Here is a 20,660-nt window from a genome sequence, read left to right on the forward strand (position 1 = left end):
AACGGAGTGATCATCATGGCGTCAAGTGTCCATCTGGAAGAAATGACATCGGCGGAATGCATCGCATTCCTTTCCCGGATGAGCTTCGGGCATCTTGCCTGTATCGATCATGACAGACCCTATGTGGTGCCGATCCATTTCGTGTTTCACGAGGGTGGAGTCTACAGCTTCTCGATGATGGGAGCCAAGATAGAGAATATGCGCCTGAACCCTCATGTTTGCCTTCAGGTCGATGAGGTCAAAAACACCAGTACGTGGACAAGCGTAATTCTCCATGGCCTCTATCAGGAGCTTGAAGATAACGAGCAATGGCAAAGCGAGCGGATCTACGCCTGGTCTCTGATCCAGAAACACCCGAACTGGTGGGAGCCGGGAGGCTCAACGATCCATCCGCACGAAAATGGAACGGACTCCACCAAGCCGATTTTCTTCAGCATCCAAAAAGAAAGCCTCACGGGCCGCAAAGCAGTCCAGAGGGAAGATTTCGTGCGTTAAGCGGCCTCCCTCTACAGATAGGCGTACACATACCGCGCAATATTGTCATAGAAACTGGAGAGATAGGCTGGCACCCGGTTCAACCGGGCAAATTTGCTGCCGCGATATTCCGCGCGCGTGCCGACCAGCGTGTCCGGATCGCCGAAAGGCAGAAAATCCTTTTCGGTGACGTAGACATGCGTGCCGTAACCCCAGCCGCATTCCAGCGCCCGGTCGAAAGGCAGCGTCATCACCCTTGCCGCTTTCAGAAACTCCTCCGCTCCACCGCGTGAGATGATATAGCAGGCCGACGAGCCCTGTGGCCCGTATATGCAGCGCCCCAGCTTGTCTCCGAGAGCGCTGGTCTTCCTGGCTCTGAAACCTCTGTGGCGGTGATTGGTCAGCTTTACGATGGAATTCTCAGGCATGATCGCGACCATTGCCTTGACCCGATCGGAGAAGTCAGGCGTGAAGGCAACATCATCCTCAACGATCACGGCAACCGGCGCATCCGTGGCGAGGAAAATCTCCAGTGCCTTGATATGGCTGGCATAACAGCCATACTCCCCAGGCAAGGCATGACGGCCGTTGCGAAGCTCAAAGCCGCGCCTGTTAAAATCCGTCCATTCGGCAGCGGGAATGGTCTTACCGTCAACACCTTCCACCGGGCGCAAATCCAGCCCAAGACCTGATGCTCCGTTCAGCATCTTTTCAAGACGGGCGCGCGCTCTGGCGATGGAGATGATGTAAACGGGAAAAGCGGATATCGGCAGCATTCGGAAAGCACCATGCGCATAGGGTCGGGAAACCGTCTCCTACAGCATGTGGCGCACCCTGTCTGCATGCCGTGATTTCCACGCCGGCAGAATTTCAGGCGAGCAACGCGCAAGCTTTGATGGTTTGAGAATGCGGCGCGAGATTATTTACGCGGGGCGGTGCGGCGGCAGCGCCAGTTCCAGTCTCTGGCTTCGCCGGTATCCATGTGAACCGATTCGGTGTGGCAATAGGTGCCTACACCACCACGCTGCGGCATCGAGCGCAGATAGGACGCAAGCTCCCATTTGGAAACGCCCTTGATCTGGATGTCGGCTGCATCGCAGGTGTAGTGCTTGGAACCCTGCCTTATGCCCTTTGGCGGGCGATAACCCGAGGTGACGATGGCCGGGCTGTTGTAGTGGCGCTCGACATCCTTGATCATGCGCACCAGTTCCGGCTTAAAACAACCGACTTCAACATGATCGGTCTGCAGGAAAAGCCCGTTCGGAGACACTCGGGTGAGGCCGGAGAGCGAGGCAAGCTTCATCAGGCCGGCCGGCTGGTCATCCTCGTCTTCGAGATGCGCATCGTCGAATTCGTCAGACATCATCGAACGGCCGGAAAGCGCTATACCCATTGTCCTGTCCGACCCGCCGGAGAGCGCCGCAACCTGCGTATTCTCCGCCGTACCGTTTTCGATCATTTTCGGAAGGCGCTTCTTGGCCGCACCGGCGAAGAAAGCTGCCAGCGGCACGACTGTGCCCTCACTTTCCTGCCCCTCGCCTGCCCGTTTCCCGGCTCCAGAAGACTGCGCTGAAGCAGCTGCGAGCTGTTCCGACGCATTTTGCGGCGCTGGTACGGGAACCGCCTGACGGTTTTCGCTGTGCTGTTCTGCCGGTACCGGCACGGCAGTCGGCACTTGTCCCGTTGCGGATACCGGTTGCGGCTGTGTCGCCTGCACTGGTGCCGAATAGACGCTGCTGACGGCGGGCGCGATACCCTGGGAAGGTGCACCCGCTGCGGCTGTAGCCCCCGCCGCAACGGCAGGTCTGCTTGAATATATGCTTGATGTACCCGCGGAAATCGCCGTTGGCTGCGTCGTCAGGCCGCCAATATCGGCGGCGGCACCGTAGCCTTGTGCGGGGCCACCGGGCGCCTGCGGCTGGGCCGCAACGGCCCCGCCGGTTGCGGAGGCCACGGCGGGATCCACATAATGCCCCTGCTGCTGTTTGGCGGCCGGATTATGAACCGCCGATGCCGCCTGCGCCTTCTGCTCGGCGGAAATCGCCGGCTTTTTGCTATTGGCAGCCATGTCGTCATCCGTCACCGCTGAAACGCATCCGGCAAGCCCGAGCAACGAAACCGCGACAACAAGACGCTGACAGGCAACGCGTCCTTTCGCGCTATCGACAGCTTTCATGGGTGGCCTCCGTATCTTGCATTTACAACAGCAGCACGGGAACGGAATCGTCTGCTTTTTCAAAACAGGACATGCCGTTTCGATTCGCGGACTATGCCTCAACCCATCCAGACAAGGCAAGAGTGACCGAAATCGTCGCTTCTGGTCGGGAAAACCCCTACCAGGAACCCGTATTCTGCATAGATATCCACGGTTCGGCTGGCGCGAGGCTTTCGCCCTTCTGCAAGATTTCGAAAGAAATACCGTCGGGCGAACGAACGAAGGCCATGTGACCGTCACGCGGCGGCCGGTTGATCACGACGCCATTTTGCTGAAGGTGGGCGCAGAAGTCGTAAATATTGTCGACCTCATAGGCCAGGTGCCCGAAATTGCGGCCGCCGGTGTAATCTTCGGTGTCCCAATTGTAGGTGAGTTCAAGGGAAGGCGCCTTTTTTTCCCGCGCCGCAGAGATATCGTCGCGCGCTGCAAGAAAAACCAGAGTGAAACGGCCTTTTTCGTTTTCGATCCGGCGTATTTCCTCGAGACCCATCAGGTCGCAATAGAATTTCATTGATTCGCCAAGGTCTTTGACGCGAACCATCGTGTGCAGATACCGCATTTTCTTCCTCTCCAATACGCTTTTCCGGGCCATAAACGCATGATCGCAAGCCCCGGACAAGGACGGCGACATAAAAGCAGCTACGCAAATCAAAAACTAGGGCTTGCGTGGAACCGTTACCAAGATGTTAATCTGGTACACAGGAATCAGTTGACCGGTGTGTGGCGCGTAATCGAGGGGTTGGCAGGATATGGCTGATAGGATGTCATCGAAAACGATAGTCGATGTCGAGGACCTTTCGGCCGATGCCGTGGACCTGACCGAAATCACTGGGGCGGTGAAATGGTTCGACGTTGCCAAGGGTTTCGGCTTTATCGTGCCTGACAACGGCATGCAGGACGTGCTGCTGCATGTCTCCTGCCTGCGCCGCGATGGGTATCAGACCATTCTCGAGGGTACGCGCATCGTTGCCCTCATCCAGCGGCGTGACCGCGGCTTTCAGGCCTTCCGCATCCTGTCGATGGATCAGTCCACCGCCGTTCACCCGTCGCAGCTGCCGCCGGTTCGCACCCATGTGCAGGTCACGCCGTCAAGCGGGCTTGAGCGTGCAATCGTCAAGTGGTTCAACCGCACCAAGGGTTTCGGCTTCTTGACGCGCGGCGAAGGCACTGAAGATATTTTCGTGCATATGGAAACGCTGCGCCGCTTCGGCCTCACAGAACTGCGTCCGGGCCAGGTGGTGCTGGTGCGCTTCGGCGATGGCGACAAGGGTTTGATGGCGGCGGAAATCCACCCCGATAACCCGGCCCCGATCGGGATGTCGCACTGATGGCCGCTGTGTTTCACAACTTGATGAAGAGCGCCGTTCTGGCGCTTCTTTTTTCACGCTCTCAAGCGCAGCGCAGGCTCAACAGCAGCAGACGTTTCAATCCGAACCGCTGACGATAGAAACCGTCTCCGGAGAAACCCACGAATTTGTTGCGGAACTGGCGCTGGACAACGCCCAGCGCGAACAGGGCCTTATGTTTCGCAAGTCCATGCCGCTTGGAAGCGGTATGCTGTTCGATTTCGGCAAGGAGCGGGATGTAGCCATGTGGATGAGGAATACTCTCATTCCGCTCGACATGCTGTTTATCGCCCGGGACGGGCGCATAACCCATATCCACGAAAACGCCGTGCCACATTCAGAAGCGATCATCAGCTCCCGTGGGTCGGTCAAATTCGTGCTTGAACTGAATGGCGGCACTGCCAAACGCTACGGCATCAAACCGGGCGATGTGGTTCGCAGTGCGCAAATCGGCAACCGGAAATGACATTGCCGCGTTACTGCGTTTGAAAAGGCCGGACGACGTTTCGCCCGGCCGGCAAGATCTCAGTAGACCGGCTCGATATGGCTCAAAATCCGGCAATTGGAAATGGATGCGGCAAGATTGATGGCAATGTCGATTGCCTCGACCGAATCCGCCGTCCCTTCAAGATAGATCACGTCATTTTCGACGGTTGCGGAAATCCGCGACTTCTCGAGACCGTTTTCGAAAGCCAATGCAGAGGTGATGGCCTCGCATACACCCGCCATGCGGTCTCCAAAGAAGCTTTCCTGAATGCCTGACAAATTGAACATGTGCGTTCTCCTTCTTGGCTATTACAACGCCCGAATCACGGTTTTGTTCATCTCCGGTTCATCAATTCGTTCATCTTCCATTCATCTTGGCAAATTGGAACCCCCTGCCCGATCACATTTTAGGTGATCGGGAACCATTTCGTGAGGTGAGCATTTCGCGCATGGGAGTGAAATCTGCCGTCAAGGCGCATGAAACAGGGAGGAGAATGACATGCTGATTAACAAAACGGAGCCGTGTCACCACGCCTCGTGGATGAAGCCGGTGGCGATCCACCTGCCGCTATCCGCAGCGGTGGAAATCTACAGCCCTCTGGTGGCGCTGGACATGCTGATGTACCGCTGGCCGGACGAACACGGACCGGAATATGAGGACGCACGCAGAAACTGTCTCGATGCTATCGCCGGAAAATGCGACATCGAAAAAGCGCGGGAATCGTTTCTGGTCGCAAGCAGCCACGCGCATATTCTGAATATCCACTAGGTCGCCACGCGGAAGGCTTTGTGAATATTATCGACTAAATATCAGTCGCTTACGGTGATGACAACCGGATGGGCGACAAGTCGATCTGCGTTCATCAACATGCCTCCAGAGGTCAAAACAACGGGCAATCCACCTGCGTGGATCGCCCGTTTGATTGAAGGCTGAACTTCGTCCTATTCAAATGGCCGGGTGCACAGGGATCGGGAGGTTGCTGTGAGATACACCGTCTTAGTTTTCCCCATGCACCGGCAGTCAATACTCGGAAAGATTTCGGTCTTACAATCGGTGTTTCGACGTGACTATTCCTGATAGCGCGGCAGGCCCGCTTCGTCGTTATGGCATTCAACCAGGCAAACAACCGTCTCCCCTAGCGAAGAGGTAGTCTGCAAAAACCGTTCACGCTTTCTCGGTAACAAACGCGGCATCGACCCGTGCGCCAGAGGCGCATGAACGACCGAAGTCGGATCCTGCCTGCGGAACATGACATGTAACTGTCATGCAAACGTTATAATCCGCAATGACGAATTCCATGGAATCGGTTGGCGGGTGAACCGCTGAAAGCTTGGGAGTGGAACTGGCCAACATGGAAACTGTTTTTGCCCTTTGCGCAATTCTGCTCCTCGCCTTCAATCTTCTCGGCGTCGTTCTGGCAGGCTGGCGGCTTAAAAGACGCGATACGGACAACGCACTTGTACGACAGAAACCGCCGGTATCGCTGGTGGTGCCGCTACGCGGCATCGAAACTTTCACACCGCTGACGCTGTCGCGCGCCTTCCAGCTCAACTGGCCGGACTATGAGCTGCTGTTCTGCGTCGCCGACGAGTTCGATCCCGTGATCGAGGAAGTGCGCAAGGCAAGCGCGGCCTTCCCCGCAGTTTCAGCGCAATTGCTCATCGGCGATGATCGCATCAGCGCCAATCCCAAACTGAACAATTGCGTCAAGGGCTGGCGTGCTGCTCGGCACGAATGGATCATTCTGGCCGATTCCAATGTTTTGATGCCGCAATCCTATATCGAAACCATGATGTCGGCCTGGCGGCCGGATAGCGGACTGGTCTGCTCGCCACCGCTCGGCTCCCGGCCGGATGGCTTCTGGGCGCATGTGGAATGCGCCTTCCTCAACGGCTCGCAAGGCCGCTGGCAATATGCGGCGGAAGCCATCGGCATGGGCTTCGCGCAGGGCAAATCGATGTTGTGGAACAAGCCATTCCTGGAAGAGCGCGGCGGCATCCGCGCGCTCGCCGCCGAAATCGCCGAAGATGCCGCTTCCACGAAGCTGGTCAGAAATGCCGGTCGCAAGGTACATCTGGTGTCGGCCCCGTTCGAGCAGCCTCTCGGACAGCGCCATGCCGGTGAGATCTGGTCGCGGCAGACCCGCTGGGCGCGGCTGCGGCGCGTCACCTTCCCGCAATATTTCGCCCCGGAAATCCTCACCGGCGCGCTTCCCCCGCTCCTCTTCGCGCTCGCTGCCGCCGTTGCCGCGGATGCGAACCTTGCCGTCACCGCGATTGCCGTACTCGCCATCATGTATGGCCCGGAACTGGCGCTCGCAGCTCTCAACCGGTGGCCGGTATCACTCTATACCCTTCCGGCAATGGTCGCGCGGGATGTCATCATGCCATTCGTCTGGGTACGCAGCTGGATCGGCAGCGCGGTTGCATGGCGCGGCAATGTCATGACGATCGGCACGGCCGAAAGCACATTGGCCGGACCTTCAGCGGACTGAACGGAAGCTATTATTTGAAGGGGTTACATCGACAAGCGAATGTTTCGCTTTAAATGGTCGGAGTGGAGAGATTCGAACTCCCGACCCTCTGGTCCCAAACCAGATGCGCTACCAGACTGCGCTACACTCCGCCGAGGCGATGGCTGGGGAATACACGGTTCACCCGCAGTCCGCAACAGGGAAATTCATCTTTGTTGAGCCCATTGTCTCGATTATTGAAAACTCATGCAACGCGGTGGGACCGTGAAGAGGTCGCAAAGGATAATCGTCTTGACTCTCACATGGAGTCGGTCCATTTCAAATTCAGCGTTCCTGACACGATTTGGTTATTCTATTCAGGTACGTGAATAGTAATCCGGGGCGCATGCCCCACCGCCCAACCGGAGCAGTTTCGACATGTCTGCGAAGATTTACCGCCCTGCAAAGACCGCCATGCAATCCGGCAAGGCGAAAACCAATGTCTGGGTTCTGGAATTCGACGCTGAGGTCCCGCGCAAGATCGATCCGATCATGGGATACACCTCGACATCCGACATGAAGCAGCAGGTAAAGCTGACATTCGAGACGCAGGAACAGGCCGAAGCCTATGCGCAGCGCAAGGGCATCGAATACCGCGTCATCCAGCCAAAGGAAGCAACCCGCAAAGTTGTATCCTACACGGATAATTTCCGCTTCAACCGCACCCAGCCCTGGACGCATTGAAGAAGACGCACTGAACGATTTTCAGCCGGAGCAACAATAGTCCGGCACGACGGCCCCTTAGCTCAGCTGGATAGAGCGTCGACCTTCTAAGTCGAATGTCGCAGGTTCAGATCCTGCAGGGGTCGCCATCTCCATCTAAACTGCCGCTTTCGGGATCCAGATCGCGGAAATGTCGTCGCCATACGGCACTGCCTCACTCTCCAAAGCACAAATCCCGACCCAGGCGCACACGACGGCATCCATCTTGTCCTCAAAAGCCTTCATCTCCCATCCCTTTGCGTTCGTCGCAGGGATGATGAGTGCATCGGCAACCCCACCTATCCGTCGATCCAGATGTGCGATGATGAACGACCAGACCTCGAGGAGTTTGGCGCGACGGTCTGCGGACGTATCCGACCGCCAGTAGCTGCCGACTTTTCCCTGCTTATACGGAAGCCGTTTCGCGGCGTTGGTCAGTTCAACGAGCGCAGGGTGCGGGTAGACTTCGAGCAGACCGGGACTGCTGATTTCCCTGGTTAATAACGGATATCCCGCAAGTTCAAACCCCATTTTAAGATCATCACTGACCTTGCCGGGCCTGATTGCATTTGGGGTGTGGGTGCCGCATTGCCGGGAACCATAGGCGGAAGACACCAGATTGTCAGAAGCACGGCGGGCAGTAATCGGTTGATGCGAGAGCGGCATATCAATCGTAACGAGATCGATCTTGCATCCCGCAAGGGCTTCTGCGGCCGCCAGAAGCGCCGATGCTTCGGCAACTGATCCCCTGGGGCGATCAGCGAGAACCGGGATATCGGTTCCAAAGGCAAGGAAGCCTACGTAGGAAGATGCGGCGGCACGCAGCGTCCAGCCTGTTCCATCGTTGATGACCAAGGCGACCCCGCTTGGCTGGGTAACAGTCCATGCGGCGTCTATACCCAATACGGCTTTCAGAGCGTCACCCCTGCCCGAACAGCGTAAAATACCCCCAGGCGGCGGCGAAAAAGCGATGATGGCGGCGATCGTCAGGGCTTTTTTCGATTTTGGCCCAAGCGGCTGGCGCGGCTTTTTCGGGGGCGCCGGTTTGCGGAACTTCACCACATTGTCGTTCATTATATCATCGTCCTGCATATCGCTGCTGAAACCGGCGCCACATCAATGGCATCGGCCTTTTCGGATTTATCTCTAGCAGACCAGAGCTATCATAAATATTACCAAGTTTTCACTTCCCCCTTTGGGCAAGCTATGTCACTTCCCACAATCAGAGGAATACAAACAGCGACAGACGGACCGGAAACAGGGGTTGGAAACAATCCTCTGTGGTATTTTGAATTTTGCGGGTGACAAAAATGAATGACGCCAACACCAATGGCCGCGACACGGAAAACAGCCAGCCCGATCTGCGGGACATTCTGGGTACCAGCAGGTCAGGTAGAAAGAAGAAGTCGCGCCGCTATCTCTATGCCGCAGCAGCCGTGGTGCTGATCGGTGGGGGCCTTGGTTATTATTACCAGTCGCGTGCCGCAGGCGTCGCCTATACCTACACCACGGAAGCGGCGAAACAGGGCGACCTTTCCGTCATCGTAACCTCCACCGGCTCAGTCCAGCCGACCGATCAGGTCGACATATCGAGCGAATTGTCCGGCACCATTCGCAAGGTCAACGTTACCTATAACAGCCCGGTCAAATCAGGCGATATTCTGGCGGAACTGGACACCAACAAGCTGGAGGCCGACGTGCAGAGCGCCCGCGCCAAGCTTGCCTCCGCCAAGGCCAATGTGTTGAAGGCGCGCGCCGATCTCGGCTCGGCAAAAACATCGATGGAGCGTCTGCGGTCCCTCGTCCAGAGCCGGGTCTCCAGCCAGCAGGATCTGGATGCCGCGCAGTTCAACCACGATGCCGCCGGCGCCACGCTACAGGTCAACGAGGCGACCGTGCTTTCGGCGGAAGCGGATTTGCGGCTGGCCGAGGTCAATCTCGGCAAGGCGAAGATCGTCTCGCCCATCGATGGTGTCATCCTCACCCGCAGTGTCGATCCCGGCGCCACCGTTGCCTCCTCGCTCAACGCTCCCGTGCTGTTCACCATTGCTGGCGATCTGCGCCATATGGAATTGCAGGTGTCGGTGGATGAGGCGGATGTCGGCAAGGTTGAAACCGGGCAGAAGGCCACCTTCAACGTCGATGCTTATCCCGACCGTAGCTTCCCGGCTGAAATAGAGACCGTGCGTTTCGCCTCCGAGACCGTGTCTAACGTAGTGACCTACAAGGGCATATTGACGGTGGACAATGAGGAATTGCTGCTGCGCCCCGGCATGACGGCAACCGCCAATATCGTCGTTGAGGAGATCAAGAATACGCTGCTGGTGCCGAATTCCGCGCTCCGATATACGCCGCCGCGCGAATCCGCCTCCCGTGGCGGTGGCTTGATGAGCCTGTTCCGCCCTCCCCGCATGAGCCGGTCACAGAACCGCGATGCCGGTCCGGCCGCGACAGGCAAAAGAACGGTGTGGGTGCTGCGTAACAACACGCCCGTCTCGGTTTCGATCGAAACCGGCTCCACCGATGGCCAGCATACCGTGGTAAAATCGGGCGAGTTGAAGGCCGACGATCTGGTGATTACCGACGCCTCAGCCCGCAACGCCGGCTGACGGAGGAAAACCGCATGCAACAGCCGCCGCTCATAGAATTCCGCGATGTCGTCAAGCAATATGGCCGGGGCGAAGCGACGATCCGCGCGCTTGACGGCGTCAGCCTGTCGATCCACGAGAAGGAATTCGTCGCCATCATGGGGCCATCCGGCTCCGGCAAATCCACCTCGATGAACATCATCGGCTGCCTGGATGTGCCGACATCGGGCGAATATCTGTTTCAGGGCGTGCCGACCAGCGGTTTCGACAATGAACATCTGACGCTGCTGCGCCGCCACATGCTGGGTTTCGTGTTTCAGGGCTTCAACCTCCTGTCGCGCACCTCGGCGGTGGAGAATGTCGAGCTGCCGCTCGTGTACCGGGGCATGAAAGCCTCGGAACGGCGCGCGCGCGCCATGGAGGCGCTGGCACAGGTGGGTCTGAAGGGCCGCGAGCACCACACGACGCAGGAGCTTTCCGGCGGTCAGCAGCAGCGTGTGGCCATTGCACGGGCCATCGTCACCCGCCCCGCTCTGCTTCTCGCCGACGAACCCACAGGCAACCTCGACACCAAAACCAGCGCCGAGATCATGGAGCTGATCACCACGCTCAACCGCGACAAGGGCATTACGGTCGTCATGGTCACGCATGAAGAGGATATCGCTGCCCATGCGGGACGCCTCCTGCGTTTCGTGGACGGCCATCTCGCCTCCGACAGCGCAGCGGAAAACAAGGAGACTGCCGATGTTCTTTGAAACGTCGCGTCTTGCGCTGCGTGCCATCAGCCGCAACCTGCTCCGCTCCTTCCTCACCGTGCTCGGCGTCGTCATCGGTGTTGCCGCCGTCATCGCCATGGTAACCATCGGCAACGGCACGACCGAACAGGTGAAATCGGAATTGTCGCGGCTCGGCACCAACATGCTGTTCGTGCGCCCCGGCCAGTTCGGGCCCGGCCGCGCCAGCACGGAAGCCAAACGTTTCGATGATCGCGATGTCGAGGCGATCCGCAACCAGATCAGCGGCCTGCGCGCCGTTGCTCCGCAAAACCGCAGCTCCGCCGCAACGGTCATTTTCGGCGGCAAGAACCACCAGACAAGCGTCATCGGCACCACCAATGATTATCTTGTGGCACAGGACTGGACGCTTGCGCTGGGCCGTGACTTCCAGCCGGCCGAAGATCGCGGAGGGCAGATAGGCTGCATCATCGGCGAAACGGTGCGGCAGGAACTATTTGGCGCTGAAAACCCGGTCGGACAGACAATCCGCGTCAGCAACATCTCCTGCCCCGTCATCGGTGTTCTCGCCCGAAAAGGCCAATCCGGCCTTGGCGACGATCAGGATGACACGATCATCATGCCGCTCAAAATCCACCAGCGGCGCATCGGCGGCACCACTACCATTTCCTCCATCATGGTCTCCGCGCAGGACGGCGTTTCCACCGCCAAGGTGCAAAGCGACCTGCAGAATCTGCTGCGCGAGCGGCGGCGCATCAACATTGGCCGCGAGGATGATTTCACCGTCAACGACATGACGCAGATCGCCTCGGCCATGACCGGCACGACGACGCTGCTCACCGGGCTTCTGGGTGCGGTTGCAGCCGTCAGCCTGCTGGTCGGCGGCATCGGCATCATGAACATCATGCTGGTTTCGGTAACCGAGCGCACCCGCGAGATTGGTATTCGCCTCGCCATCGGCGCACTGGAAAAACAGGTACTGACGCAGTTTCTGGTGGAAGCCGTCATGCTCTCTGCCCTGGGCGGCACGGTCGGCATATTAACGGGCCTTGGCCTTGCCTATGGCGTCGTCAGCTTCCTCAACGTGCCCTTCGTCACCAGCCCGTCGATCATCTTCCTCGCCTTCGCCTTCTCGGCTGCCATCGGCGTGATTTTCGGCTATTTCCCGGCGCGGCGGGCAGCGAGTTTGAGCCCGATCGAGGCGCTGCGGCACGAGTGAGACGAGTCGTCGAAGCTGCAACGGCCTAGACCGAATAGGTTCATGATTTACGGAGAGTTTCGATGTTCAAATCGGTATCGGATAGCGCCGCCGCTGCAGACGGCGGTTCGCTTGCGCTCTTCGTGGAACGAATTGACGGACAAACGGAACTGTTTGTGATCAATCGCTCCCTCGCGTCACGCGGAACGCCCGACTACAACAAAGTCAGCTCAAGCCTTCGACCACTTGCCGAGGAGGATTGCGGGAAGATTGCAGCAGCTCTCGAGCCGCTTTTGACAACGACGCCATCGATTCATCCGCTGGCAGATTTTATCGATACGCTGAAACAGCAATCATCCCGCTGATCGGAAAAATGGCGCAGCCAATCAAACGCTGGCTTCAGCCTCGCGCTGCTTCGCCAGCGCCGCCAGATCGGCAGGCTTCAGTTCCACCGACTCACCGCAGCCGCAAGCGGACGTCTGGTTCGGGTTGTTGAAGGTGAAGCCGGAGCGCATCTTGGTCACTTCAAAATCCATCTGGGTGCCGAGCAGATAGAGCACGGCGGAGGGCTGAACCCACACCTTGGCTCCATCGAATTCGACCAGATCGTCCTTCGCATCCGCCTCCGTCACGAGGTCGATGGTATATTCCATGCCCGCGCAGCCGCCCTTCTTGATGCCGACGCGCACACCCTTGGCGTCCGGGCCGGAATTCTCGACGATTGCTTTAACGCGCGAGGCAGCAGCCCCGGTCATGGTCATGATCGCAAAGCCCATGGGCTTAATTCTCCTTCGACAATCGAGTTCAAGGCTCGATGTTTATGGATTTCAATTTAATAGCGCTTGAAGGCGCCATCAAGGGATGACGCCTGTCAAAATCACGTCAGTTTCAATACCAGCCGACGGCGACCTGAGCCTCTTCCGACATGCGGTCCGGCGTCCACGGCGGATCGAAGGTCATCGACACTTCGACACCGGAAACACCTTCGACCGCGCCGACGGCATTTTCCACCCAGCCCGGCATTTCGCCGGCCACCGGGCAGCCGGGCGCTGTCAGCGTCATGACGATCTTGACCATCCGGTCGTCCTCGATGTCGATCTTGTAAACGAGACCGAGTTCGAAAATATCGGCCGGAATTTCCGGATCGTACACGGTTTTCAGCGCCGCGATCACGTCGTCGCTAAGACGCGCCAGCTCGTCGGGCGCAATGGAAGACGGCTTTGCAGCGTCTTCGGTCACATCATGGGTCTTTGCAGTGGCTTCGGCAGTCATGGTCCTGAACCTCAATCCTGATATCAGGCGAAAAATTTGCGCGCATAATCAAGCGCCTCGACAAGACGATCTACTTCGGCGCGGGTATTGTAAAGGCCGAACGATGCCCGGCATGTGGAGGTGACGCCGAACCGTTTCAAGAGCGGCATGGCACAATGAGTGCCGGCACGCACGGCAACGCCGCGCCGGTCTATCACCATCGACACGTCATGGGCATGGATGCCCTCGAGTTCGAAGGAGAAGATACCGCCCTTATCAGGCGCATTGCCGATGATTCGCAGTGAGTTGACCTCGCGCAGCCGCTCGGCAGCATAGGCCGCAAGATCAGCCTCGTGGGCTGCAATCGCGGCACGGCCGAGATTGTCCATATAATCAAGCGCATAGCCAAGACCGATAGCCTGCACGATGGGCGGCGTTCCCGCTTCGAAACGATGCGGCGGCTCGTTATAGGTCACATTGTCTTCGGACACGTCGAGGATCATCTCGCCGCCGCCCTGGAACGGCCGCATCTCGCTCAGGCGGTCAGCCTTGCCGTAGAGCACGCCGATGCCCGAGGGACCGTAAAGCTTGTGGCCGGTCATGACGTACCAGTCGCAATCGATATCACGCACGTCGACCGGCATGTGAACCGCGCCCTGAGAGCCATCGACAAGCACCGGAATGCCGCGCTCATGGGCGATGCGGCAGATTTCCTTGACCGGCACGATGGTGCCCAGCGCATTCGACATATGGGTGATGGCAACGAGCTTGGTGCGCTCCGTCAGGCTTTTTTCGAAAGCCTCGATATGGAACGCGCCGTCATCATCGACAGGCACCCAGACAAGCTTGGCGCCCTGCCGCTCGCGAATGAAATGCCACGGCACGATGTTGGAGTGATGTTCCATGATCGAGATGACGATCTCGTCGCCCTCGCCGATCTTTGGCATGCCGTAACCGTAAGCAACGGTATTGATCGCCTCGGTGGAGGATTTGGTGAAGACGATCTCGTCCACCGAACCGGCATTCAGGAAACGGCGCACCTTTTCGCGCGCCGCCTCATAGGCGTCGGTTGCGGCATTGGAGAGGAAATGCAGGCCACGATGCACATTCGCGTATTCATTGGAATAAGCATGCGAAACGGCGTCGATGACCACCTGCGGTTTTTGAGCGGACGCGCCGTTGTCGAGATAGACCAGCGGCTTGCCATAGACCTCGCGCGACAGGATCGGGAAATCCTTCCGCACGGCTTCAACGTCATAAGGGGCCGCCAATGCGGCGCGTTCGCTCTCAGGCATGATGTTCCAGCCAGCCGGAGATGATAGTCTCTAGCGCCTCTACCAGATTTTCTTCTTCCAGTTCCTCGGCGATCTCAGCGACGAAGGCATTGACGAGCATCGCCCGCGCTTTTGCCCGCGGCACGCCGCGCGCCATCAGATAATAGAGATGGTTGTCGTCAATATCGGCAACCGTCGCACCGTGACCGCACTGAACGTCGTCGGCGAAGATTTCAAGCTCCGGCTTTGCCGAGAACTCGCCATCGTCAGACATCAGCAGCGTATTGCACGCCATCTTCGCATCGGTCTTCTGGGCATCGGGGGCAACCCGGATCATGCCCTGGAAAATGCCCTTTGCACGGTCGAAGACCACGTTGCGGAACACTTCCGTCGAGGTCGTGTTCGGCACGTTGTGGCCAAGAACCATCGTCACGTCGGTATGGGTTTCGCCGCCCAACAGGTTGACGCCGCGAACGGTGAGGTCAGTACCCTCGCCGTCCACGTCGATGCGCAGTTCCTGCCGCACCAGCTTGCCGCCGGCATTGATGACGAACAGACGAATCTTGGCGTCCGCACCGATTTTCATGCGCAGCTGGCCAAGATGAATATCGGCCGCGCCCTGTTGCTGCAGGATGATCCAGGTCACTTCCGCACCGTCTTCGACAACGATGTCGGTGACGGAGGAAACCAGGGCGGCATCCGAAGTCACCGAAAGGTGACGCTCGATGACGGTCGCCTTCGAACCCTTGCCGAAGCGCACCGGGAAGCGGCTGTGAACCTGACCTGCGCCATGGATCGCCTGCAATTCGATCGGCTTTTCGATCTCGGCATCGGCGGGAATGTCGAGCGTCAGGCCGTCGCGCACGAAGCTGCCGTTGATACGACCGATCACGTCGTCCTTGCTGGCTTCCGCAAGGCCTGTGGCGGCCGAGCCGTCAAGCAGGCTCTCGGCAAAGCTGGAAACGCTGATATCTTCGATCTTGCCGACATTGGCCGTGCCATGCAGCACGTAGGCGACGGACGAGCCGGCGACAACAGACGCCTGCTTTTCGATAACAGGTGCGGGCTGGTCCTCGGGAATGGCACGCAACAGGCTCTTGAGATCGGTATAGTGCCACGCCTCGATGCGGCGGGTCGGAAGACCGCCGGTCTTCAGATCGTCGAACAGCACGTCACGGGCGGCGACAACCGCACCATTGCCCGGCAATTCGCTGAACTTGGCGGTATAGGCGTCGATCAGCGCGGTTTCCGCTGGCGTCAGCCGATTGGTCGTTTGAATGTTCATGGACATCACCTCCTGGCCTCTGGCTTAGGCCGCTTCACCGATGATGTCGGCGTAACCATTGTTTTCCAGCTCCAGCGCCAGGGCCTTGTCGCCCGAACGGATGATCTTGCCCTTGTAGAGAACGTGAACGCTATCAGGCACGATGTAATCGAGCAGGCGCTGGTAGTGGGTGATGACGACAGTGGCGCGATCCGGCGACTTCAGCGCATTGACGCCATCAGCCACAATCTTCAGCGCGTCGATGTCGAGGCCGCTATCGGTTTCGTCGAGAACGCAGAGCTTCGGCTCCAGCAGTGCCATCTGCAGGATTTCGGCGCGCTTCTTCTCACCGCCGGAGAAACCGACGTTCAGCGGACGCTTCAGCATGTCCATGTCGATCTTCAGATCGCCGGCAGCTTCCTTGACGCGACGGATGAAGTCCGGCGTCGTAAGCTCGGCCTCGCCGCGCGCCTTGCGTTGCTCGTTCATAGCAACCTTGAGGAACTGCATGGTGGCAACACCCGGAATTTCGACGGGATACTGGAAGGCCAGGAAAATACCCTTGGCAGCGCGCTCGGCGGCATCCAGTTCCAGAATGCTTTCGCCGTTATAGAGGATGTCACCGGAGGTGACTTCATAGTCTTCGCGGCCCGACAGGATGTAGGACAGCGTCGACTTGCCGGAACCGTTCGGGCCCATGATGGCCGCAACTTCACCGGCAGCAACCTTAAGGTTGAGGCCCTTGATGATCTCGGTTTCGGTATCGGCGATCTTTGCGTGCAGGTCGATGATTTCAAGCATGGTTTTATCCTGAGAATAGTGTGAGCGAAGGTGCGCGAAACCGCGCACTCAAAGTGCGTATTCGTATGACGATCAGCCGACCGAACCTTCCAGCGAAATGCCGATCAGCTTCTGCGCTTCAACCGCAAACTCCATCGGCAGCTGCTGGATAACATCCTTCACAAAGCCATTGACGATCAGTGCGATCGCCGACTCCTCGGGGATGCCGCGCTGCAGGCAATAGAACAGCTGGTCTTCGGAAATCTTCGACGTGGTCGCCTCATGCTCGAAATGAGCAGACGAGTTCTTCGCCTCGATATAGGGCACGGTATGCGCGCCGCACTTGTCGCCGATCAGAAGCGAGTCGCACTGCGTGAAGTTGCGCGTGTTGGTCGCCTTGCGGTGAGCCGAGACCTGCCCGCGATAGACGTTTTCCGAGAAACCGGCGGCAATGCCCTTGGCGATGATGCGGCTCGACGTGTTCTTGCCGAGATGGATCATCTTGGTGCCACTGTCGATCTGCTGATGGCCGTTGGAAACCGCGATCGAATAGAATTCGCCACGGCTGTCGTCGCCGCGCAAAACGCAGGACGGGTATTTCCAGGTGATGGCCGAGCCGGTTTCAACCTGCGTCCACGAAATCTTCGAACGGTTGCCACGGCAATCGCCGCGCTTGGTCACGAAGTTGTAGATGCCGCCCTTGCCGTCCTTGTCGCCCGGATACCAGTTCTGGACGGTGGAATATTTGATTTCGGCATCGTCGAGTGCCACCAGTTCCACCACGGCGGCGTGAAGCTGGTTCTCGTCGCGCTGCGGCGCGGTGCAGCCTTCCAGATAGGAGACGTAGGCGCCCTCTTCAGCGATGATCAGCGTGCGCTCGAACTGTCCGGTGTTCTTTTCGTTGATGCGAAAATAGGTGGAAAGCTCCATCGGGCACCGAACGCCTTTCGGCACGAACACGAAGGAACCATCGGTAAAGACGGCCGAGTTCAGCGTTGCGTAGAAATTGTCCGTCTGCGGCACGACCGAACCGAGATATTTCTTCACCAGATCAGGATATTCGCGCACGGCTTCGGAGATCGACATGAAGATCACGCCGGCCTTTGCCAGTTCCGCCTTGAAGGTGGTGACAACGGAGACGCTGTCGAACACGGCATCCACGGCCACACGACGGTTTTCCACGCCGGCCAGGATTTCCTGTTCCTTCAGCGGAATGCCCAGCTTCTCGTAAACCTTCAGCAGCTCCGGATCGACTTCGTCCAGCGACTTCGGGCCGGGCGTGCTTTTCGGTGCGGCATAATAATAGAGATCGTTGAAGTCGATCTTGGGGTAGCTGACGCGCGCCCATGTCGGCTCTTCCATCGTCAGCCAGCGCTTGTAAGCCTCAAGACGCCATTCCAGCATCCATTCGGGCTCCTGCTTCTTGGCCGAGATGAAGCGGATCACCTCTTCCGAAAGGCCCTTCGGGGCCTTGTCGACTTCAATTTCGGTTTCGAAGCCGTATTTATACTGGTCCACATCGATCTGGCGAACCTGATCGATCGTTTCCTGAACCGCTGCCATGTCGTTCTCCAATCTCGCCGGAGCCAAGGTCCGGTGGCTTGTCAACGTATCAAGGCGGATAGCCGCCTTCATCCATCTTCGGGCAAATAATCCGGGCCCGTATAAACGGGACGGAGCTTATACCCATGTAAGTGCGGGATGGCGCTTTTCACACATCCCGGCAAGCGGAAAATTGCTATTCCGCAATTCTTTGCCGCATTTTAAGCGGCCTGACCGGTCAGCCTGCGCCGCCCGGCAATTTTCGTAAAGGCTGCGAGCGCGCGCTCGATATCCGCCTCATCAGTCGCATGACCAAGGGAAATCCTGAGTGCGCCAAGCTTGGGATCGCGTCCCATCGCCGTCAGCACATGGCTTTCACCCACCTTGCCGGACGAGCAGGCCGAACCGGCCGAGAGCGCAACGCCTTCGATATCGAATGCAATCTGGCCCGTTTCCGCCTTCAAACCGGGCAAGGTGAAAAACGTGGTATTACCGACACGGCCGACATCCTCACCGTAGATGATCACGTCAGGCGCGACTGCCCGCATGCCGTCTTCCAGCCTTGCGCGCAGTGCTGCAAGACGCGTCGCTTCGGTCTCGAGGTTTTGCGCAGCAATAGCGGCGGCGGCACCGAAACCGATGACCGACAGGCTATTTTCAGTACCGGAACGATGTCCCTTTTCCTGGCCGCCACCATGGATTAACGGCTTCGGCATCATCACCTCGCCGCGGGACACCAGCGCCCCAGCACCCTTCGGGCCACCAAGCTTGTGGGACGAGATCACAAGGAAATCGGCATCCAATGCATTGATATCGAGCGGAACGCGGCCAGCAGCCTGCACGGCATCGACGACCATCAATCCCCCAGCTGCATGTGCAAGCCGCGCCGCTTCAGCCACCGGCTGAAGAATGCCGGTCTCATTATTGACCAGCATGCAGGCGACCATCGGCAGACCAATGGACTTGTCGTGCGCTGACAGCAGCGCCTCAAGGGCCGCAAGATCGATGACACCCGTTGACGTAACGGGAATTTCCGTAACGTCAGCCTTGCCGAACCGGCCTCCTTCACGAAAAGCCGGGTGTTCGATCGCCGAAACGTAAAGACGACCATAGCGCACGGGAGCGCGCCCCATCTTGAATTCAGGCGAAAGCACCAGATTGGCCGCTTCGGTCGCACCGCTCGTAAAGGTCACATGCGACGCCTGGGCGCCGCAGACCACAGCAACGTCACGACGCGCGGCCTCGACGGCCGCACGGGCTGCGCGCCCTTCCCGGTGTACGGAGGACGGATTACCCGTGATATCGAGAGCGCGGACAAGAGCATCCCGCACGGCAGGCAAAAGCGGCGCCGTGGCGTTCCAGTCCATATATGTGCGCGTCAAAACCGTCATCGCGGAAAAGCTTCGCTCAATCTTCCATGCGCCAAAACGCATTTTTCTTGAAATTACAGTTGCGCTTGCCTTATGACACGGTCCGAGTGCTTAAGCACACGCAAAGTTTCGAATTATTCTAAACTGCGTTCTAGAAAAGATGACACAGTTCGTCAAGTCTTCTCGTCGGAAGAATGCGGTTGGAGAATGAAAAAACACGACCGGAGTACCAATGCCCGAAGTCATTTTTAACGGCCCTGCGGGTCGCCTCGAAGGCCGTTATCAACCCTCCAAGGAAAAGAGCGCGCCGATAGCGATCATCCTTCATCCGCACCCGCAGTTCGGCGGCACGATGAACAACCAGATCGTTTATCAGCTCTTCTATCTTTTCCAGAAGCGCGGTTTCACGACGCTCCGGTTCAACTTCCGCTCCATCGGCCGCAGCCAGGGCGAGTTTGACCATGGCGCCGGCGAGCTTTCCGATGCCGCATCCGCTCTCGACTGGGTGCAGAGCCTGCATCCCGATTCGAAAAGCTGCTGGGTCGCCGGTTATTCCTTCGGCGCCTGGATCGGCATGCAGCTTCTGATGCGTCGCCCTGAAATCGAAGGTTTCATGTCGATTGCGCCGCAGCCCAACACCTACGACTTCTCTTTCCTCGCCCCCTGCCCGTCTTCCGGCCTCATCATCAATGGCGACGCCGACAAGGTCGCGCCTGAGAAGGACGTCAACGGTCTGGTCGAAAAGCTGAAGACCCAGAAGGGCATCCTCATCACCCACCGCACCCTTCCCGGCGCCAACCACTTCTTCAACGGCAAGGTTGATGAGCTGATGAGCGAATGCGAGGACTACCTCGACCGCCGCCTGAATGGCGAACTGGTTCCGGAACCGGCAGCGAAGCGCATTCGGTGACAAGCCGCCCGGT

Annotated in this window: 22 protein-coding genes, 2 tRNA genes and 1 pseudogene; 12 read left to right on the top strand and 13 right to left on the bottom strand. The window is 58.4% G+C overall.

The annotated features are described in order from the left end of the window. Positions 1–15: 15 nt before the first annotated feature. Complete coding sequence (locus RBH71_RS21140; protein WP_236735593.1) at positions 16–495, top strand: pyridoxamine 5'-phosphate oxidase family protein; 480 nt, start codon at positions 16–18, stop codon at positions 493–495. A gap of 11 nt (positions 496–506) precedes the next feature. On the opposite strand, the gene RBH71_RS21145 is transcribed toward RBH71_RS21140, so the two are convergent. From RBH71_RS21145 to RBH71_RS21155, 3 genes are all read right to left on the bottom strand, one after another. Then, positions 507–1,250: a glycosyltransferase family 25 protein gene (locus tag RBH71_RS21145; protein WP_003515947.1), complete on the bottom strand. Its 744-nt coding sequence runs from the start codon at positions 1,248–1,250 to the stop codon at positions 507–509. A 143-nt stretch (positions 1,251–1,393) separates the two neighbouring features. Next, a complete protein-coding gene (locus RBH71_RS21150) occupies positions 1,394–2,650 on the bottom strand; it encodes a YcbK family protein (RefSeq protein WP_003515948.1) in 1,257 nt (418 codons plus the stop codon). Positions 2,651–2,807: 157 nt separating this feature from the next. Then, on the bottom strand, positions 2,808–3,248 hold the full coding sequence (locus RBH71_RS21155; RefSeq protein WP_003515949.1) for a VOC family protein: 441 nt from the start codon (positions 3,246–3,248) through the stop codon (positions 2,808–2,810). Positions 3,249–3,438: 190 nt separating this feature from the next. Between RBH71_RS21155 and RBH71_RS21160 the strand changes: the two genes are divergently transcribed. After that, the gene (locus RBH71_RS21160; RefSeq protein ID WP_013636345.1) at positions 3,439–4,017 is read left to right on the top strand and encodes a cold-shock protein; all 579 of its coding nucleotides are present in this window, start codon (positions 3,439–3,441) and stop codon (positions 4,015–4,017) included. After that, positions 4,017–4,501 (top strand): annotated as a pseudogene (locus tag RBH71_RS21165) (DUF192 domain-containing protein). Before RBH71_RS21160 ends, RBH71_RS21165 begins: the two are co-directional and overlap by 1 nt. 59 nt (positions 4,502–4,560) lie before the next feature. Here RBH71_RS21165 and RBH71_RS21170 read toward each other — a convergent pair. Further along, complete coding sequence (locus RBH71_RS21170; RefSeq protein ID WP_003515953.1) at positions 4,561–4,809, bottom strand: BON domain-containing protein; 249 nt, start codon at positions 4,807–4,809, stop codon at positions 4,561–4,563. 211 nt (positions 4,810–5,020) lie between these two features. Here RBH71_RS21170 and RBH71_RS21175 point away from each other — a divergent pair, with 211 nt between their 5' ends. Continuing rightward, positions 5,021–5,290: a DUF982 domain-containing protein gene (locus RBH71_RS21175; protein WP_003515956.1), complete on the top strand. Its 270-nt coding sequence runs from the start codon at positions 5,021–5,023 to the stop codon at positions 5,288–5,290. Between the two features lie 583 nt (positions 5,291–5,873). Beyond that, the gene (locus RBH71_RS21180) at positions 5,874–7,016 is read left to right on the top strand and encodes a ceramide glucosyltransferase (RefSeq protein ID WP_003515958.1); all 1,143 of its coding nucleotides are present in this window, start codon (positions 5,874–5,876) and stop codon (positions 7,014–7,016) included. 54 nt (positions 7,017–7,070) lie between these two features. Here RBH71_RS21180 and RBH71_RS21185 read toward each other — a convergent pair. After that, positions 7,071–7,147 (bottom strand) — tRNA-Pro (locus RBH71_RS21185). Between the two features lie 265 nt (positions 7,148–7,412). Here RBH71_RS21185 and RBH71_RS21190 point away from each other — a divergent pair. Further along, positions 7,413–7,718, top strand: a complete 306-nt coding sequence (locus RBH71_RS21190; RefSeq protein WP_003495468.1) for an ETC complex I subunit — start codon at positions 7,413–7,415, stop codon at positions 7,716–7,718. Positions 7,719–7,769: 51 nt separating this feature from the next. Next, positions 7,770–7,846 (top strand) — tRNA-Arg (locus RBH71_RS21195). Between the two features lie 7 nt (positions 7,847–7,853). On the opposite strand, the gene RBH71_RS21200 is transcribed toward RBH71_RS21195, so the two are convergent. Continuing rightward, entirely contained in the window at positions 7,854–8,639 is a 786-nt protein-coding gene (locus tag RBH71_RS21200) for a DUF429 domain-containing protein (protein ID WP_236776084.1), read from the bottom strand. A 407-nt stretch (positions 8,640–9,046) separates the two neighbouring features. Here RBH71_RS21200 and RBH71_RS21205 point away from each other — a divergent pair, with 407 nt between their 5' ends. The 4 genes from RBH71_RS21205 to RBH71_RS21220 all read left to right on the top strand — a co-directional run bounded on the left by RBH71_RS21205 (position 9,047) and on the right by RBH71_RS21220 (position 12,621). Then, the gene (locus tag RBH71_RS21205) at positions 9,047–10,345 is read left to right on the top strand and encodes an efflux RND transporter periplasmic adaptor subunit (RefSeq protein WP_003515964.1); all 1,299 of its coding nucleotides are present in this window, start codon (positions 9,047–9,049) and stop codon (positions 10,343–10,345) included. Positions 10,346–10,359: 14 nt separating this feature from the next. Further along, positions 10,360–11,079 carry an ABC transporter ATP-binding protein gene (locus tag RBH71_RS21210; protein ID WP_003515966.1) on the top strand — a complete coding sequence of 240 codons (720 nt, stop codon included), beginning with the start codon at positions 10,360–10,362 and terminating at the stop codon, positions 11,077–11,079. Further along, on the top strand, positions 11,069–12,277 hold the full coding sequence (locus RBH71_RS21215; protein ID WP_003515968.1) for an ABC transporter permease: 1,209 nt from the start codon (positions 11,069–11,071) through the stop codon (positions 12,275–12,277). Before RBH71_RS21210 ends, RBH71_RS21215 begins: the two co-directional genes overlap by 11 nt. A gap of 62 nt (positions 12,278–12,339) precedes the next feature. Beyond that, positions 12,340–12,621 carry a hypothetical protein gene (locus RBH71_RS21220; protein WP_003515970.1) on the top strand — a complete coding sequence of 94 codons (282 nt, stop codon included), beginning with the start codon at positions 12,340–12,342 and terminating at the stop codon, positions 12,619–12,621. Positions 12,622–12,642: 21 nt separating this feature from the next. On the opposite strand, the gene sufA is transcribed toward RBH71_RS21220, so the two are convergent. The 7 genes from sufA to RBH71_RS21255 form a co-directional block, all read right to left on the bottom strand. Further along, on the bottom strand, positions 12,643–13,032 hold the full coding sequence (sufA, locus tag RBH71_RS21225) for a Fe-S cluster assembly scaffold SufA (RefSeq protein WP_003515971.1): 390 nt from the start codon (positions 13,030–13,032) through the stop codon (positions 12,643–12,645). A gap of 112 nt (positions 13,033–13,144) precedes the next feature. Then, positions 13,145–13,528: an SUF system Fe-S cluster assembly protein gene (locus tag RBH71_RS21230; protein ID WP_003515972.1), complete on the bottom strand. Its 384-nt coding sequence runs from the start codon at positions 13,526–13,528 to the stop codon at positions 13,145–13,147. Between the two features lie 23 nt (positions 13,529–13,551). Then, positions 13,552–14,802 carry a cysteine desulfurase gene (locus RBH71_RS21235; protein WP_003515973.1) on the bottom strand — a complete coding sequence of 417 codons (1,251 nt, stop codon included), beginning with the start codon at positions 14,800–14,802 and terminating at the stop codon, positions 13,552–13,554. Next, entirely contained in the window at positions 14,795–16,066 is a 1,272-nt protein-coding gene (gene sufD / locus RBH71_RS21240) for a Fe-S cluster assembly protein SufD (RefSeq protein WP_003515974.1), read from the bottom strand. Before sufD ends, RBH71_RS21235 begins: the two co-directional genes overlap by 8 nt. Positions 16,067–16,090: 24 nt before the next feature. Beyond that, a complete protein-coding gene (gene sufC, locus RBH71_RS21245) occupies positions 16,091–16,846 on the bottom strand; it encodes a Fe-S cluster assembly ATPase SufC (protein WP_003507958.1) in 756 nt (251 codons plus the stop codon). Between the two features lie 72 nt (positions 16,847–16,918). Continuing rightward, positions 16,919–18,388, bottom strand: a complete 1,470-nt coding sequence (gene sufB, locus RBH71_RS21250; protein ID WP_111801152.1) for a Fe-S cluster assembly protein SufB — start codon at positions 18,386–18,388, stop codon at positions 16,919–16,921. A 200-nt stretch (positions 18,389–18,588) separates the two neighbouring features. Further along, on the bottom strand, positions 18,589–19,758 hold the full coding sequence (locus tag RBH71_RS21255; protein ID WP_323687483.1) for a cysteine desulfurase family protein: 1,170 nt from the start codon (positions 19,756–19,758) through the stop codon (positions 18,589–18,591). Between the two features lie 211 nt (positions 19,759–19,969). On the opposite strand from RBH71_RS21255, the gene RBH71_RS21260 reads away from it, so the two are divergent. After that, positions 19,970–20,647, top strand: coding sequence for an alpha/beta hydrolase (locus RBH71_RS21260; RefSeq protein WP_003507952.1), 678 nt, complete (start codon positions 19,970–19,972; stop codon positions 20,645–20,647). Positions 20,648–20,660 lie beyond the last annotated feature (13 nt).

Source organism: Rhizobium sp. AN68 (assembly GCF_030758035.1).
Lineage (GTDB): Bacteria > Pseudomonadota > Alphaproteobacteria > Rhizobiales > Rhizobiaceae > Agrobacterium > Agrobacterium tumefaciens.

What these genes read in the sequence shown, in the direction of transcription:
- RBH71_RS21160 (WP_013636345.1), top strand. Translation starts at nt 3,439, where the DNA reads ATGGCTGATAGGATGTCATCGAAAACGATAGTCGATGTCGAGGACCTT.
- RBH71_RS21220 (WP_003515970.1), top strand. Translation starts at nt 12,340, where the DNA reads ATGTTCAAATCGGTATCGGATAGCGCCGCCGCTGCAGACGGCGGTTCG.
- RBH71_RS21215 (WP_003515968.1), top strand. Translation starts at nt 11,069, where the DNA reads ATGTTCTTTGAAACGTCGCGTCTTGCGCTGCGTGCCATCAGCCGCAAC.
- RBH71_RS21140 (WP_236735593.1), top strand. Translation starts at nt 16, where the DNA reads ATGGCGTCAAGTGTCCATCTGGAAGAAATGACATCGGCGGAATGCATC.
- RBH71_RS21210 (WP_003515966.1), top strand. Translation starts at nt 10,360, where the DNA reads ATGCAACAGCCGCCGCTCATAGAATTCCGCGATGTCGTCAAGCAATAT.
- RBH71_RS21150 (WP_003515948.1), bottom strand. Translation starts at nt 2,650, where the DNA reads ATGAAAGCTGTCGATAGCGCGAAAGGACGCGTTGCCTGTCAGCGTCTT.
- sufB (WP_111801152.1), bottom strand. Translation starts at nt 18,388, where the DNA reads ATGGCAGCGGTTCAGGAAACGATCGATCAGGTTCGCCAGATCGATGTG.
- RBH71_RS21170 (WP_003515953.1), bottom strand. Translation starts at nt 4,809, where the DNA reads ATGTTCAATTTGTCAGGCATTCAGGAAAGCTTCTTTGGAGACCGCATG.
- sufA (WP_003515971.1), bottom strand. Translation starts at nt 13,032, where the DNA reads ATGGGCTTTGCGATCATGACCATGACCGGGGCTGCTGCCTCGCGCGTT.
- RBH71_RS21155 (WP_003515949.1), bottom strand. Translation starts at nt 3,248, where the DNA reads ATGCGGTATCTGCACACGATGGTTCGCGTCAAAGACCTTGGCGAATCA.
- RBH71_RS21235 (WP_003515973.1), bottom strand. Translation starts at nt 14,802, where the DNA reads ATGCCTGAGAGCGAACGCGCCGCATTGGCGGCCCCTTATGACGTTGAA.
- RBH71_RS21205 (WP_003515964.1), top strand. Translation starts at nt 9,047, where the DNA reads ATGAATGACGCCAACACCAATGGCCGCGACACGGAAAACAGCCAGCCC.
- sufD (WP_003515974.1), bottom strand. Translation starts at nt 16,066, where the DNA reads ATGAACATTCAAACGACCAATCGGCTGACGCCAGCGGAAACCGCGCTG.
- RBH71_RS21260 (WP_003507952.1), top strand. Translation starts at nt 19,970, where the DNA reads ATGCCCGAAGTCATTTTTAACGGCCCTGCGGGTCGCCTCGAAGGCCGT.
- RBH71_RS21180 (WP_003515958.1), top strand. Translation starts at nt 5,874, where the DNA reads ATGGAAACTGTTTTTGCCCTTTGCGCAATTCTGCTCCTCGCCTTCAAT.
- RBH71_RS21230 (WP_003515972.1), bottom strand. Translation starts at nt 13,528, where the DNA reads ATGACTGCCGAAGCCACTGCAAAGACCCATGATGTGACCGAAGACGCT.
- sufC (WP_003507958.1), bottom strand. Translation starts at nt 16,846, where the DNA reads ATGCTTGAAATCATCGACCTGCACGCAAAGATCGCCGATACCGAAACC.
- RBH71_RS21145 (WP_003515947.1), bottom strand. Translation starts at nt 1,250, where the DNA reads ATGCTGCCGATATCCGCTTTTCCCGTTTACATCATCTCCATCGCCAGA.
- RBH71_RS21175 (WP_003515956.1), top strand. Translation starts at nt 5,021, where the DNA reads ATGCTGATTAACAAAACGGAGCCGTGTCACCACGCCTCGTGGATGAAG.
- RBH71_RS21190 (WP_003495468.1), top strand. Translation starts at nt 7,413, where the DNA reads ATGTCTGCGAAGATTTACCGCCCTGCAAAGACCGCCATGCAATCCGGC.
- RBH71_RS21255 (WP_323687483.1), bottom strand. Translation starts at nt 19,758, where the DNA reads ATGACGGTTTTGACGCGCACATATATGGACTGGAACGCCACGGCGCCG.